This is a genomic window from Aminobacter sp. MSH1 (assembly GCF_003071665.1).
Lineage (GTDB): Bacteria > Pseudomonadota > Alphaproteobacteria > Rhizobiales > Rhizobiaceae > Aminobacter > Aminobacter niigataensis.
In genome coordinates this window covers 3342022-3354852 of the sequence record NZ_CP026265.1, presented here as the reverse complement: position 1 = coordinate 3354852, position 12831 = coordinate 3342022, and the positions used below count along the sequence as shown (strand labels likewise).

Below are 12831 nucleotides of genomic sequence, written 5' to 3'. Positions count from 1 at the left end.
GCACTCGAATTCCGGCCAACGGCCATGCTAGTTTGAGACCAATGATCGGCGATTCCTTCTCCATGACCGGCCCTCTGAGCGGTCTCGACATTGCGGCACTGGCGTTCTTCCTCGCCGGCTGGATCTTCCATGCGCTTGGCGCCGAGGGGCATATCGTCAGGCGCCTGTCGCTGACGCGGGCGATGAACGCGCAGCGTGCCGCCTGGATGGCGACGATGGCCCGGCGCGAGGTCAGGATCGTCGACACCTCGATCATGAACGGCCTGCAGCAGGGCACCGCCTTTTTTGCCTCGAGCTCGCTGATCGCCGTCGGCGGCTGCTTTGCCCTGCTCGGCGCCTCCGACCGCGTGCTGGCCATATTGAGCGACGTGCCGTTGGCAGGCGCCACCGCGCGTCCGCTGTTCGAGATCAAGGTCATCGGCCTGATCATCATCCTGGCCTATTCGTTCTTCAAGTTCGGCTGGGCTTACAGGCTGTTCAACTATTGCTCGATCCTGATTGGCGCGGTGCCCCAACTCGGTTCCCGCAGCGAGCCTGATGCCGCAATCGAAATCGCGGTGTTGCGGGCGACGCGCATGAACCAGCTGGCCGGCAAGCATTTCAACGCCGGCCTGCGCGGCGTTTTCTTCTCGATCGGCTATCTCGGCTGGTTCATCGACCCGCGCGTCTTTTTCCTCACGACGGTCATCCTGCTGGTCGTGCTGATACGGCGCCAGTTCTTCTCAGAGGCGCGCAAGGCGGTGCTGGTTCAAGACTCCGGGCCGGGCAACGGGCTGTCGATCCGGCCGGACAGCCAATAGGCCACAAGCCCGACCCACTCGCGCACGGCCATCGTCGTGTTCTGCAACGAATCGGCGGGATTGTCGGTAAACAGGCCGATGCCCTCCTCGCCTGACGTGCGATAGTCGACCGGCCATGCAACGACAGCAAATCCCGCCTTGGCAAACAGCGCCATCGACCGCGGCATGTGGAATGCCGATGTAACCAGCAGCCAGGTTTCGCCGGGTTTGGGCGTGACCAGTTCTTTCGAGAACAGCGCATTCTCATAGGTGTTGCGCGAGCGGTTTTCCAGGATCAGTCGGTCGCGCGAAACGCCGAGCGCCTCGAGCAGGCGCGGCGCCGTATCGGCATCGCCCTCGCCTTCCAGCATCAGCGCGCCGCTGCCGCCGGATACGACAACCCTGGCGTCGGGATAGCGACGTGCCAGTATGGCGGTCTCGACGAAGCGGTCGCCGCCGCTGTTGAGTTCGTAGCCGCCGCGCGCCAGGTTGATCGCCCCCTCGAAACCACCGCCGAGCACGACGATACCGTCAACCTTTCCGGGTGCCGGCGGACGCGGAAATCTCTCTTCGAGCGGGTTGAGCATCAGTGCGCCAAACGACGTCCAGGCAGCTGTCGCAAGGACCAGCGTGGCCAGCAGCGCCGCAGCGCGGAACAGGCGTCGCCGCCCGAAGAAGCTGGCGACCAGCCCGGCCAAGAGCAAAAGGATCGCAAAATTGAGCGGTTGGGCGAAGAACCAGAAGACCTTGGAAAGATAGAAAAACAAACCGGATTGCCGCCTGTGTTGTGAGTCTCGACGGCAAATTTATTACATCGCGAGTTCGTAAAGCACGACCCCGGTCCTGGACGACTTCAACTGCGTCACGTGTCCTGCCTGCGCCAGGGCCGCAAGCAGTTCCCTTACCCTCTCCTTGCTCATGCCGGTCTCCTTGGAGATTCCGGTGATCGTGCGGCGCCGGTAGGCCATGTTGTTGAGGGACACCACGATCTGCTTTTCGTCCGCGGACATCGGCGGCAGGTCCGCCGGCGGCTTGACGGCCTGGATCTTCGCACCCGGCACGCCCTGGTCGCCGGCCTCGATCTGCTCGGAGATCAGTTCCAGATTGCTATCGGCCTTTTCGTTGACCTTCTCGATCTTCGATTCATTCTTCTTGGCGAGGTTCAGCGCCTTTTGCGCCAGGCTCTCGATGAAATTGGGGGCAGTTGCTCCGGCCAGGACGCAAAAGCCGGCGACGATGAGAATCTTGCTGGCGACCGATGAAAACGACTGCGCCGCCAGGATGTCGGTCATGATGTTGTTGTTGGCGATCGACAGGAACAGCGGAACTACGAGCGCTGCCGCCGCCCCGAGGACCAGCACGGACCAGACGGTGTTGAGATCCCAGGGTCGCGCAGGGACTTCAGTTTCCTTCGCCGTCTCGAAATTGACGGCGTACCGGGCGCAGCATCCCAGCCAGCCGGACGCGAGCATCGCAATGACCAAACTGAAGAGCATCGCCACCCTCCCGAAATGCCATCAGCATATCGGAAGTTGTGCAAAATTCAACGATCTACTTTCGGTTGAATTGCCATAGGGACGGTCGTTTCGACCGTCCCTATGTGCCTACCACCACTTTTCCGGCTGGAAGCGGCCCGCCGCCTGCTCGATGACATGCGCGGTCTGGAACAGCGTTTCCTCGTCGAACGGCCGGCCGATGAGTTGCAGTCCGAGCGGCAGGCCATGGCCGTCAAGCCCGGCAGGCACGGCGATGCCCGGCAGGCCGGCCATGTTGACCGTCACCGTGAAGATGTCGTTGAGGTACATCTTAACCGGATCTGCGGCCATGTCCTGGTCCGCGATACCGAAGGCGGCCGAAGGCGTTGCCGGTGTCAGGATGACGTCGACGCCGGCGGCGAAGGCCAGCTCGAAGTCGCGCTTGATCAGCGTGCGCACCTTCTGCGCCTGCAGGTAATAGGCGTCGTAGTAGCCGGCCGATAGCACGTAGGTACCGATCATGATGCGGCGCTTGACCTCGCGGCCGAAACCGGCGGCGCGGGTGTTTTCGTACATCTCGATGATGTCCTTGCCCGGCACGCGCAGGCCGTAGCGGACGCCGTCGTAGCGGGCGAGGTTCGAAGACGCCTCGGCGGGTGCCACGATGTAATAGGCAGGCAGTGCGTATTTGGTGTGCGGCAGCGAGATGTCGACGATCTCGGCACCCGCGTCCTTGAGCCAGGCAATACCCTTCTGCCACAGCGCCTCGATGTCGTCGGGCATGCCGTCGACGCGGTATTCCCTGGGAATGCCGATCTTCATGCCCTTGACCGACTTGCCGATCGCCGCCTCGTAGTCCGGCACCGGCAGATCGACGGAGGTGGTGTCCTTGGCATCGACCGACGCCATCGACTTGAGCAGGATCGCGGCATCGCGCACGTCACGGGCGATCGGGCCGGCCTGGTCGAGCGACGAAGCGAAGGCAACCGTGCCCCAGCGCGAAACGCGGCCATAGGTCGGCTTGATGCCGACTGTGCCGGTGAAGGCGGCAGGCTGGCGGATCGAACCGCCGGTGTCGGTGGCAGTTGCGCCGGCACACAGGAAGGCCGAGACGGCCGCGGCTGAACCGCCTGAAGAACCGCCGGGCACCAGCTGCATGTTGTCGTAGCTGCGGCTCTCCTCGACGCCGCCGGGCCGCACGAAACCGCTGCCGCCGTCATGGAAGGTCGGCTTGACCGTGGTCTGCACGCGCGAGCGCCGCCACGGGTTGACCACCGGGCCGTAATAGGACGTCTCGTTCGACGAGCCCATGGCGAATTCGTCCATGTTGAGCTTGCCGAGCATCACCGCGCCATCGGCCCAGAGATTGGCCGTCACGGTCGATTCGTAGCGTGGCTCGAAACCGTCGAGCACATGGCTGCAGGCCTGGGTGTGCACGCCTTCGGTAGCGAACAGGTCCTTGATGCCGAGTGGAATGCCTTCGAGCGCCCCGCCCTCGCCCTTGGCGAGCTTTGCGTCGGAAGCCTTGGCCATCTCGCGCGCCTTGTCGGGCGTGGTGGCGACATAGGCGTTGAAGGTCGGATTGGCCTGCTCGATGGCCGAGACATAGGCGTTGGTCAGCTCGGAGGCGGTGATCTCCTTGCCGCGCAGCTTTTCGCGCGCTTCGGCAATCGTCAGTCGGGTCAGATCGGTCATGGCGAAATCACTTCGGGTCAGGCAGCCGAAAGCTGCTTTTGATGGAATGCGGAACGGGCGGCCAGGGCCTATTCCACCACTTTCGGCACGAGGAAGAAATTCTCGTCGGTGGCCGGCGCATTGGCGACGATGTCGGCTGCCTTGCCGCCGTCGGTTACGGCATCGACGCGCTTCTTCATCTCCATCGGCGTGACCGACGTCATCGGCTCCACGCCCGATACGTCGACCTCGTTGAGTTGCTCGACAAAGCCGAGGATTGCGTTCAATTCGCCGGTCATGCGCTGGGCGTCGTCTTCGCTCACCGCGATGCGGGCGAGATGCGCGACGCGCTTGACTGTCTTGAGATCAACGGACATCGAAAAAACTCCGGAAAGCCGGGAAAATGGTCAGGTCGGGCTATAACGACGCCGCGCGCGCGGCGCAACATCGATGATCGGGCTCACGGCATGGTGACGCCGTCGCACAGATAGTAGGTGCCGGCATTGTTGGTCTGGCCGCCTTCGGCATCGACTGTGCGGACAGAGACGAGATCGAGTTGCGTCGGGCTCAATTCGAGGATGGAAAGCGTGTCGGGGAACAGGTGGCCGGGCTCCTGGCAGAGAGCCGTCACGGCCCATGCCGGCGCACGCGTAGCTCGCGTAACGTTGAGGAATTCGCAATTGTACTCGACGCTTTCGATTCCGCTCGCGGACAGGACCAGGCCTCCGGCGTCGACCACCGTCTGAAGCGTATCCTTCTTGGCCTGGGCGCAGAGTTCTTCGGACTGGAGATAGACGCCCTTGATGAAGTCCTCAGCCGATGCCTCGGAAACGCCGAGCCAGAGCAGGGAAACCGTCGCCAAATTTCTCCAGTTCATCATCGCTCACCCCAATCGCACAGATCGCAACCGATCAAATGTCTATGGCTACGCCCACTTTCGGCAGCATCACTTCAACGCCCGAGCCTTCGAGGCCATCGACGAAGCTTTGCGCCGTCTGGTCGATGATCGGGAAGGTAGCGAAGTGGCATGGCACCACCGTCTCGAACTTGAAGAAGCGCCGGCAGGCGAGAGCCGCCACCGCACCGCCCATGGTGAAGCGGTCGCCGACAGGCACCAAGCCGATAGCCGGCTCGTGCAGCTCGTTGATCAAGGCCATGTCGGAGAAGATGTCGGTATCGCCCATGTGGTAGAGCGTGCGCTCGTCGGCGAAATGCAGCACCAGCCCGCCGGGATTGCCGAGATAGGTATTGGTGCCGCCAGGCCCGCCCGCGGAAGACGAATGCAGCGCAGTAACGAAGGTGGTGGTAAAGCCGCCGCAATCGACGGTACCGCCGATGTTGCCGGGATTGATCTGCTTGTCGCTAACGCCTTGGCCGACGAGATACATGCAGATCTCGAAATTGGCGACGAGCATGGCGCCCGTCTTTTTCAGGATCGCGGCGGCGTCGCCGATATGATCGTCATGCCCATGGGTCAAAAGCACATGGGTGACGCCTTCCGCCGCCGCTTCCCACGACTTGCCCCAGGAGGGATTGCCGCTCAGGAACGGGTCGATCAGGATCGTGGCGCCTGCCACTTCGATGCGGAATGCCGAATGTCCATACCAGGTCAGTTTCATCGTTTCGGCATTCCTCGCAATTTCGTTGGCCAAAGGATAGAACGCACCAAGCTCCTTTCAAAGGGGCCGATACGCAAATTCAAGGTGTTAGTACTTCCACCGGATGCGCACCTAAAGTCATAAGGAACGCCGCTTGGCCATCGCTACGATTGAACAACTGCCTGAGCTGCTGGCCGGTGGCAAGACGCTGGCCGGCCTAGACCTCGGCGACAAGACGATCGGCGTTGCCGTGTCCGATCGCGGCCTGTCGTTCTCGCATCCGCGCCCGGTGATCATCCGCAAGAAGTTCACGCTCGATGTCGCTGCCCTGCTTGCCATGCTGGCCAAGGAAAATACCGGCGCGATCGTGATCGGCCTACCCATCAACATGGACGGTTCCGAGGGCCCGCGCGCCCAGAAATCACGCGCCTTCGTGCGCAATGCGGCCAATCTGACCGAATTGCCCTTCATTTTCTGGGACGAGCGGCTGTCGACGGTGGCAGCGGAACGCGCACTGATCGAGATGGACGTATCGCGCAAGAAGCGCGAAGGACGCATCGATTCGGCCGCCGCTGCCTTTATCCTGCAAGGCGTCTTGGACAGGCTTCAGACGCTGGGCGCCGATTCCGCGGAAGAATAGCGCGCCCGCAGCACTCTCACTCTTTCAGCGATCTGCTTGCGGCGACGGAACGCCCAGATCGCCAAAATGACCAGCGTATCGAAGAAGAAGGCCTTGGCCATCAACCACGGGATCGTCGCGGGATCGATACCGAGTATTTCGCCATAGAGCTCGAAGATGGCAAGGTTGAACCGGCGCGACAGCATCCAGTAGCCGAAATGCATGTCGTAGATCGACAGGAAGTACCAGCCCCAGAAAAGCACCAGCGGCGCGGCCCATATGGCGAAGATGTAGCGCATCAGCCGAGCCCCCGCGCACATGGCCCGGCGGCGTCAATGTCTGGCAACTGGTTCAAAAAGGCCCGCATCGGGAATCCCGCTTCTTTGCAGAATACAGTGGGCCCGGCGGATGCGCCGTGCAACGTAAACCATTCATTAAGGTTAACGACCGGCGGGCTGACGTGGCCCCCGGTGTCACCGCAAAACCGGCAGCGCCGCGGTTCAGCCGGCCTGCGGATAGAGCGTGTCGATAATCAGCCGCGAATCGTGACGTGCGTCGAGCATGCCGTAGGTACCGCGCCACTGTCCGGCGAGCCGGGTCTCGATGAAGGCATCGGCGATGCGCCCTGCCCCCATCCGGCGCAGCTCCGCAGCCGCAGCCGAAATCGCCAATTGCTCCGTCAGGATGCGCGCCGAGCCCTCGTCGGAGCTTGCGACCTGCATCGCCGCCCTGAGTACCCCCAGGATGCTGCGTCCGCCCGGGCCCAGATCGCGCTCGATGCTCGCAAGCACGTCGTCGAACAGTCCCGGAGCCCGGCCCAGCACGCGCAGCACGTCCAGCGCCATGACGTTGCCCGAGCCTTCCCAGATCGCGTTGACCGGCGCCTCGCGATAGTAGCGCGCGAGCGGCGCTTCCTCGACATAGCCGTTGCCGCCGAGGCATTCCATTGCCTCGTAGAGGAGCGGCGGTGCGATCTTGCAGACCCAGTATTTGACGACCGGGGTCATGGCGCGCGCAAAGGCCGCCTCGCCGCGGTCTGATGCCGCTTCGTCGAAGGAGCGCGCCAGGCGGAAGGCGAGTGCGGTAGCACCGGCGACATCGAGCGCCATGTCGGCCAGCACGCGCTGCATCAGCGGCTGGTCGACGAGATTGGCGCCGAAAACCTGGCGGTGGCGGGTATGGTGAACAGCTTCCGCAAGCCCTGCCCGCATGATTGCCGAGGACGCCACGGCACAATCGAGGCGCGTCAGCGTCACCATGTCCATGATCGTCTTGACGCCGCCGCCGGGCTCGCCGACCAGGTCGCCGATGGCGCCCTGGATCTCGACCTCGGACGAGGCATTGGAACGGTTGCCGAGCTTGTCTTTGAGGCGCTGGAACTGCAGCCCGTTGGCAGAACCGTCGCTCAGGATGCGCGGAACCAGGAAGCAGGACAGCCCCTCCGGCGCCTGCGCCAGCATCAGGAAGGCGTCCGACATCGGCGCCGACATGAACCACTTGTGGCCGTTGAGCCGATAGAAGCTGCCACCGGCACGTTCGGCCCTGGTGGTGTTGGCACGCACGTCGGTGCCGCCCTGCCTCTCGGTCATCCCCATGCCGAGCGTCAGGCCGGCCTTCTCGACCGGCGGCTTCTGCGCCTGGTCGTATTTGCGGGTGGTGACGCGCGGTGCCCATTCGCGGAACAGCTTCGGGCTCGCCATCAAGGCTGCCAGCGAAGCGTTGGTCATGGTGATCGGGCACAGATGCCCGCATTCGAGTTGCGCGGTCAGATAAAAGCGTGCGGCCCGGACCTGGTGCCGCCGGCCGGTTTCCGTGCCGCCATTCTCCCATACGGAAGAATGCAGCCCACCGGCGACCGAACGGCGCATCAGCGCATGATAGGCGGGATGAAACTCGACCTGGTCGATGCGTCGGCCCTGTCGGTCGTGTGTCCTGAGCTTCGGCACCTCGCTATTGGCGAGCCGCGCCAGGTCCTGGGCTTCCTGGTTCAGCACGAAGCGTCCGAGGCCGTCGAGGTCGCGACGGACCGGCTCTGAAAAGCTCTCTGCAATCTGGATCAGCAGCGGATCTCCGCGCCAGGCATTGCTGCCCGTCAGCGGAGGGGGCTGGTTCGGCACGTCCTGCGTCACGCCTTGTCCTTCATCGGTGTGGGCGACGGGCACGAATCCGCAGCCATGGCCGGCTTTATAGCCGAAATGCTTAGCGATAGCTTATGGCGCAGCTTGCCCGCGACGAAAATCCCGTGGGAGAACTTTCATCATCGAAATGCCGGCTTGCGGGTCACTTAAGCACAGCCTATAGCAGCGCCTTGAGATGACAGACCTTTCGTCCCTGCCGCCCTACCCGCACCGCCATCTTCTTGGCATCCGCGACCTTTCTCCATTCGACATCGAATTGCTGCTCGACCGGGCCGATGCCGCGGTGTCAATTTCGCGCCAGTCGGAGAAAAAGACCTCGACGCTGCGCGGGCGCACCCAGATCAATCTGTTCTACGAAGCCTCGACGCGCACGCAGTCGTCGTTCGAGCTCGCCGGAAAGCGCCTCGGCGCCGACGTCATGAACATGTCGGTCGCAAGCTCTTCGGTGAAGAAGGGCGAAACGCTGATCGACACGGCGATGACGCTGAATGCGATGCGACCCGACATCCTGATCATTCGCCATCAGTCGGCCGGTGCCGCCGCCCTGCTCGCGCAGAAGGTCGGCTGCTCGGTGGTCAATGCCGGCGACGGTGCCCATGAGCACCCGACGCAGGCGCTGCTCGACGCACTGACGATCCGCCGCGCCAAGGGCAGCATAGCCCGGCTGACGGTGGCGATCTGCGGCGACATCCTGCACTCGCGCGTTGCACGCTCCAATATCCTGTTGCTCAACGCGCTCGGCGCACGCGTCCGTGTCGTGGCGCCTTCGACACTGCTTCCCTCGGGCATAGCCCAGATGGGCGTCGAGGTAACGCAGTCGATGGCCGATGGCCTGAAGGACGCCGACGTCGTCATGATGCTGCGCCTGCAGCGCGAACGCATGGCCGGCGCCTTCGTGCCTTCGGTGCGCGAATATTTCCGCTACTACGGCCTCGACGCCGAAAAACTGAAGGCGGCCAAGCCCGACGCGCTGGTGATGCATCCCGGCCCGATGAACCGTGGGGTCGAAATCGCCTCCGAGATCGCCGATGGGCCGCAAAGCGTCATCCAGGAACAGGTGGAAATGGGCGTCGCCGTGCGCATGGCGGTGATGGAAGCGCTGCTCGACCCGCGCCGCAATCGCGATGGACAGAACGCATGAGCATCACGGTTTTCCAGCGCGCCCGCATCGTTGACCCGTCGCGCGGCATCGATGAGACCGGTTCGGTCATCGTCGACGGCAAGAAGATCGTCGCCGCAGGTGCCGACGCGCTCAACCAGGGCATTCCCGGCGGCGCCGAAGTCGTTGATTGCGCCGGCAAGACGATCATCCCCGGCCTGGTCGACGGCCGCGTCTTCATCGGCGAGCCCGGCGGCGAGCATCGTGAAACGATCGCCTCTGCAAGCGTTGCCGCTGCTGCCGGCGGTGTCACCTCGATCGTCATGATGCCCGACACCGATCCGGTGATCGATAACGTGGCCCTCGTCGAATTCGTGCTGCGGACCGCCAAGGAGACTGCGTCGGTTAATGTCTTCCCTGCGGCAGCCATCACCAAGGGCCTCGAAGGCCACGAGATGACCGAATTCGGCCTGCTGCGCGAAGCGGGTGCTGTTGCCTTCACCGATGGACGCCACACCATTGCCAATTCGCTGATGATGCGCCGGGCGCTGACCTACGCCCGCGATTTCGATGCCGTGATCGCGCATGAGACGCAGGATGCCGACCTCGCCTCGTCGGGGGTGATGAACGAAGGGCTCTATGCCAGCTGGCTGGGGCTTTCGGGCATTCCGCGTGAAGCCGAGACCATCCCGCTCGAACGCGACCTTGCGCTCGCGCGCCTGACACGCGGCCGCTATCACGCTGCCAAGATCTCGACGGCCATGGCAGCCAGCGCCGTTTCGCGCGCCAAGGCGGACGGCGCCAAGGTGACGGCGGGCGTTTCGATCAACAGCCTGTCGCTCAACGAAAACGACGTCGGTGAGTACCGCACCTTCTTCCGGCTTGCGCCGCCGCTGCGCGCCGAGGAAGACCGCCTCGCCATGGTCGAGGCCCTGAAGGACGGCACCATCGACGTGATCGTGTCGTCGCATGACCCGCAGGACGTCGACACCAAGCGCCTGCCATTCGCCGATGCCGCCGCGGGCGCGATCGGGCTGGAGACGCTGCTCGCCGTCGCATTGCGCCTGCATCACAACGACGATGTCCCGCTGCTGCGTATCATCGATACGCTTTCGACCGCTCCGGCACGACTGTTCGGCCTGGCAGGCGGCACGCTGAAGCCGGGTGCGGTTGCGGATCTGGCGCTCGTCGACCTCGGCGAGCCGTGGGTGGTGCGCGAGGCCGACATCCGCTCGCGCTCCAAGAACACCTGCTTCGAAGGCGCGCGCCTTCAGGGCAAGGTCTTGAAAACCTTGGTCGCCGGACGCACAGTGTTCTCGGCCTGACGGCCACGGGGGAGAAGAAATACCTTGATGCCGGATGACATTTTTCCGACGGCTCTACACGTGCTCGTTGCAGCCGCCGTATTCGGCTATCTCCTGGGCTCGATTCCATTCGGGCTGCTGCTCACGCGTGCGGCCGGCCTGGGCGACGTGCGCAAGATCGGCTCGGGCAACATCGGCGCCACCAATGTGCTGCGCACGGGCAACAAGAAACTGGCGGCAGCAACGCTGCTGCTCGATGCACTCAAGGGCACCGTGGCCGTGGTCATCGCAGCGCGCTGGAGCCATGACGCAGCGCTTGCCGCCGGCCTCGGCGCCTTCATCGGCCACCTCTACCCGATCTGGCTCGGCTTCAAGGGTGGCAAGGGTGTGGCGACCTATCTCGGCGTCCTGTTCGGCCTTTCGGGGCTCGGCGCCCTGGCCTTTGCCGTCACCTGGCTGCTCGTCGCCTTCGTCAGCCGCTATTCGTCGCTTGCAGCGCTGACGGCTGCGGTTGTGGTACCGATCGCACTTTATATGACTGACATGCCCAAGGCAGCCGGCCTGCTTGCGCTGATGAGCGTCATCGTGTTCATCCGCCACCGCGCCAACATCTCGCGCCTGCTCGCCGGCACCGAATCGCGGATCGGATCCAAGGGATGAACCAACCCGCCGCCGGGCCGCATCTCAGCGACCGGCAGCGGCTCCACTGGCTGCGCCTTATCCGCACGCCAAATGTCGGCCCGGCAAGCTTTCGCGACCTGATCAACCGCTTCGGCTCGGCCGAATCCGCAATCGAGATGCTGCCGGAGGTCATGATGGCGGGCGGCGCCAGCCGGCTGGTCCGCATTCCTACTCTGGCTGAGGCCGAGGCGGAAATCGAGGCAGCGTATCAATGCGGCGCACGTTTCGTGGCGCTTGGCGAGCCGGACTACCCCCAGATCCTCAAACGCATGGACCATCCCCCGCCGCTGCTCGCCGTCAGGGGCATCGGAGCTGTTTTCAGCCTGCCGCCGGTGGCGATCGTCGGTGCGCGCAACGCCTCTCTCGCCGGCATCAAGATGGCGCGCACGCTGGCCGCGGAACTCGGCCGCAACGGCTATGCGGTGATTTCAGGCCTGGCCCGCGGCATCGACACCGCCGCCCACCAGGGCAGCCTGGATACCGGAACGGTTGGCGTGCTGGCCGGCGGGCTCGACCGCCCCTACCCGTCTGAGAATATCGGCCTTTGCGACGAGATCGCCGAGCGCGGCGCGGTCGTATCGGAAATGCCGTTCGGCTGGGAGCCCCGCGCGCAGGACTTTCCGCGTCGCAACCGCATCGTCGCAGGCCTTGTCCTCGGACTGGTGGTCGTCGAGGCCGCCAAGCGATCGGGTTCGCTGATCAGCGCGCGGCTGGCCGGCGATATGGGACGGCTGGTTTTCGCCGTGCCCGGCTCGCCGCTCGACCCGCGCGCCGCCGGCACCAATGGCCTGCTGAAGGACGGTGCGACGCTGGTGACCGAGGTCGGCGACATACTCGAGGCCTTGGCGCCATTGGTCGGGGGCCAGTCCTACATCGCAGCCAGCATGGAAGAGCCGCCGGATTTCAGCGCCACGCCACCGCCCGCCGACAGCGACCGCGCCCGGGTGACCGAAGCTTTGGGGCCGGTACCGGTCGAAGTCGATGAACTGATCCGTCATACCGGGCTTCACCCGGCGCAAATCTTCATGATCCTGCTGGAACTGGATCTTGCCGGACGGCTCGAGCGCCACTCAGGCGGACGTGTTTCGCTTGTTGATCCCGATGTTTGACGGCCGATCACCGCGTATCACATCTCCAGCCTCGACATAGGCCATCTCGATCAGATAGGCGAGCATGCCGCAGCGCTCGGCTTCCGCCATGATGCGGAGTTGCCCCAGCATCGACTGGATATAGTCCAGCGTTTCGGCTCGCCTACGTGTTGGCGGCGGCTTGTGCATAGAATTGGCTTTCCTTTTGTCTTGCCGCCCGGTGTTGAGCACAGGATCCGGTGCCGATCTCCACGCGAGAAACCGGCCCAACCAGCAATGGCAGAAGCGTAGCAAATCTACTAACAATTGCAATAGCTACGATTAATATACCTTAGGTTGTATTGCCGATGTCAGCCGGCGTTTTTGGCCCCGTCCC

At 63.8% G+C, this 12831-nt stretch carries 15 protein-coding genes; 6 read left to right on the top strand and 9 right to left on the bottom strand.

All coding sequences use genetic code 11. From position 1 onward, the window contains the following. Positions 1-62: 62 nt before the first annotated feature. Positions 63-800, top strand: coding sequence for a DUF599 family protein (locus CO731_RS16670; protein WP_245439378.1), 738 nt, complete (start codon positions 63-65; stop codon positions 798-800). Here CO731_RS16670 and CO731_RS16665 read toward each other — a convergent pair. The 6 genes from CO731_RS16665 to CO731_RS16640 form a co-directional block, all read right to left on the bottom strand. Further along, entirely contained in the window at positions 749-1546 is a 798-nt protein-coding gene (locus CO731_RS16665; RefSeq protein ID WP_108607975.1) for a YdcF family protein, read from the bottom strand. The genes CO731_RS16670 and CO731_RS16665 overlap by 52 nt on opposite strands. Positions 1547-1588: 42 nt before the next feature. Then, the gene (locus CO731_RS16660) at positions 1589-2275 is read right to left on the bottom strand and encodes a YEATS-associated helix-containing protein (RefSeq protein WP_108607974.1); all 687 of its coding nucleotides are present in this window, start codon (positions 2273-2275) and stop codon (positions 1589-1591) included. A gap of 108 nt (positions 2276-2383) precedes the next feature. Further along, on the bottom strand, positions 2384-3949 hold the full coding sequence (locus CO731_RS16655; RefSeq protein ID WP_108607973.1) for an amidase family protein: 1566 nt from the start codon (positions 3947-3949) through the stop codon (positions 2384-2386). A gap of 68 nt (positions 3950-4017) precedes the next feature. Beyond that, positions 4018-4305 (bottom strand): Asp-tRNA(Asn)/Glu-tRNA(Gln) amidotransferase subunit GatC, encoded by a 288-nt coding sequence (gene gatC / locus CO731_RS16650; RefSeq protein ID WP_108607972.1) that lies wholly within the window; start codon positions 4303-4305, stop codon positions 4018-4020. 83 nt (positions 4306-4388) lie between these two features. Beyond that, positions 4389-4808 (bottom strand): hypothetical protein, encoded by a 420-nt coding sequence (locus tag CO731_RS16645; protein WP_108607971.1) that lies wholly within the window; start codon positions 4806-4808, stop codon positions 4389-4391. A 31-nt stretch (positions 4809-4839) separates the two neighbouring features. Next, entirely contained in the window at positions 4840-5547 is a 708-nt protein-coding gene (locus tag CO731_RS16640) for a metal-dependent hydrolase (RefSeq protein WP_108609881.1), read from the bottom strand. 133 nt (positions 5548-5680) lie between these two features. On the opposite strand from CO731_RS16640, the gene ruvX reads away from it, so the two are divergent. Next, positions 5681-6166: a Holliday junction resolvase RuvX gene (gene ruvX / locus CO731_RS16635; RefSeq protein WP_108607970.1), complete on the top strand. Its 486-nt coding sequence runs from the start codon at positions 5681-5683 to the stop codon at positions 6164-6166. Here the strand turns inward: ruvX and CO731_RS16630 are convergent. Together CO731_RS16630 and CO731_RS16625 are read right to left on the bottom strand one after the other, a co-directional pair. After that, positions 6133-6444, bottom strand: a complete 312-nt coding sequence (locus CO731_RS16630; protein WP_108607969.1) for a DUF6105 family protein — start codon at positions 6442-6444, stop codon at positions 6133-6135. The two genes, ruvX and CO731_RS16630, sit on opposite strands and share 34 nt — an antisense overlap. A 201-nt stretch (positions 6445-6645) precedes the next feature. After that, positions 6646-8274 (bottom strand): acyl-CoA dehydrogenase family protein, encoded by a 1629-nt coding sequence (locus CO731_RS16625; protein WP_108609880.1) that lies wholly within the window; start codon positions 8272-8274, stop codon positions 6646-6648. A 184-nt stretch (positions 8275-8458) separates the two neighbouring features. Here CO731_RS16625 and CO731_RS16620 point away from each other — a divergent pair, with 184 nt between their 5' ends. The 4 genes from CO731_RS16620 to dprA are packed head-to-tail and all read left to right on the top strand — an operon-like array spanning position 8459 to position 12476. Further along, positions 8459-9424: an aspartate carbamoyltransferase catalytic subunit gene (locus CO731_RS16620; protein ID WP_108607968.1), complete on the top strand. Its 966-nt coding sequence runs from the start codon at positions 8459-8461 to the stop codon at positions 9422-9424. Further along, positions 9421-10707 carry a dihydroorotase gene (locus CO731_RS16615; RefSeq protein WP_108607967.1) on the top strand — a complete coding sequence of 429 codons (1287 nt, stop codon included), beginning with the start codon at positions 9421-9423 and terminating at the stop codon, positions 10705-10707. The genes CO731_RS16620 and CO731_RS16615 overlap by 4 nt, the downstream gene beginning before the upstream one ends. Before the next feature lie 27 nt (positions 10708-10734). Then, positions 10735-11346 (top strand): glycerol-3-phosphate 1-O-acyltransferase PlsY, encoded by a 612-nt coding sequence (plsY, locus tag CO731_RS16610; RefSeq protein ID WP_108607966.1) that lies wholly within the window; start codon positions 10735-10737, stop codon positions 11344-11346. Beyond that, on the top strand, positions 11343-12476 hold the full coding sequence (gene dprA / locus CO731_RS16605) for a DNA-processing protein DprA (protein ID WP_108607965.1): 1134 nt from the start codon (positions 11343-11345) through the stop codon (positions 12474-12476). The genes plsY and dprA overlap by 4 nt, the downstream gene beginning before the upstream one ends. On the opposite strand, the gene CO731_RS16600 is transcribed toward dprA, so the two are convergent. Then, positions 12438-12644, bottom strand: a complete 207-nt coding sequence (locus tag CO731_RS16600; protein WP_108607964.1) for a hypothetical protein — start codon at positions 12642-12644, stop codon at positions 12438-12440. The genes dprA and CO731_RS16600 overlap by 39 nt on opposite strands. Between the last annotated feature and the right edge of the window lie 187 nt (positions 12645-12831).

Coding starts and splice junctions, on each gene's coding strand:
- CO731_RS16670 (WP_245439378.1), top strand. CDS start 63: ATGACCGGCCCTCTGAGCGGTCTCGACATTGCGGCACTGGCGTTCTTC.
- CO731_RS16660 (WP_108607974.1), bottom strand. CDS start 2,275: ATGCTCTTCAGTTTGGTCATTGCGATGCTCGCGTCCGGCTGGCTGGGA.
- CO731_RS16655 (WP_108607973.1), bottom strand. CDS start 3,949: ATGACCGATCTGACCCGACTGACGATTGCCGAAGCGCGCGAAAAGCTG.
- gatC (WP_108607972.1), bottom strand. CDS start 4,305: ATGTCCGTTGATCTCAAGACAGTCAAGCGCGTCGCGCATCTCGCCCGC.
- CO731_RS16645 (WP_108607971.1), bottom strand. CDS start 4,808: ATGATGAACTGGAGAAATTTGGCGACGGTTTCCCTGCTCTGGCTCGGC.
- CO731_RS16640 (WP_108609881.1), bottom strand. CDS start 5,547: ATGAAACTGACCTGGTATGGACATTCGGCATTCCGCATCGAAGTGGCA.
- CO731_RS16630 (WP_108607969.1), bottom strand. CDS start 6,444: ATGCGCTACATCTTCGCCATATGGGCCGCGCCGCTGGTGCTTTTCTGG.
- CO731_RS16620 (WP_108607968.1), top strand. CDS start 8,459: ATGACAGACCTTTCGTCCCTGCCGCCCTACCCGCACCGCCATCTTCTT.
- CO731_RS16615 (WP_108607967.1), top strand. CDS start 9,421: ATGAGCATCACGGTTTTCCAGCGCGCCCGCATCGTTGACCCGTCGCGC.
- plsY (WP_108607966.1), top strand. CDS start 10,735: ATGCCGGATGACATTTTTCCGACGGCTCTACACGTGCTCGTTGCAGCC.
- dprA (WP_108607965.1), top strand. CDS start 11,343: ATGAACCAACCCGCCGCCGGGCCGCATCTCAGCGACCGGCAGCGGCTC.
- CO731_RS16600 (WP_108607964.1), bottom strand. CDS start 12,644: ATGCACAAGCCGCCGCCAACACGTAGGCGAGCCGAAACGCTGGACTAT.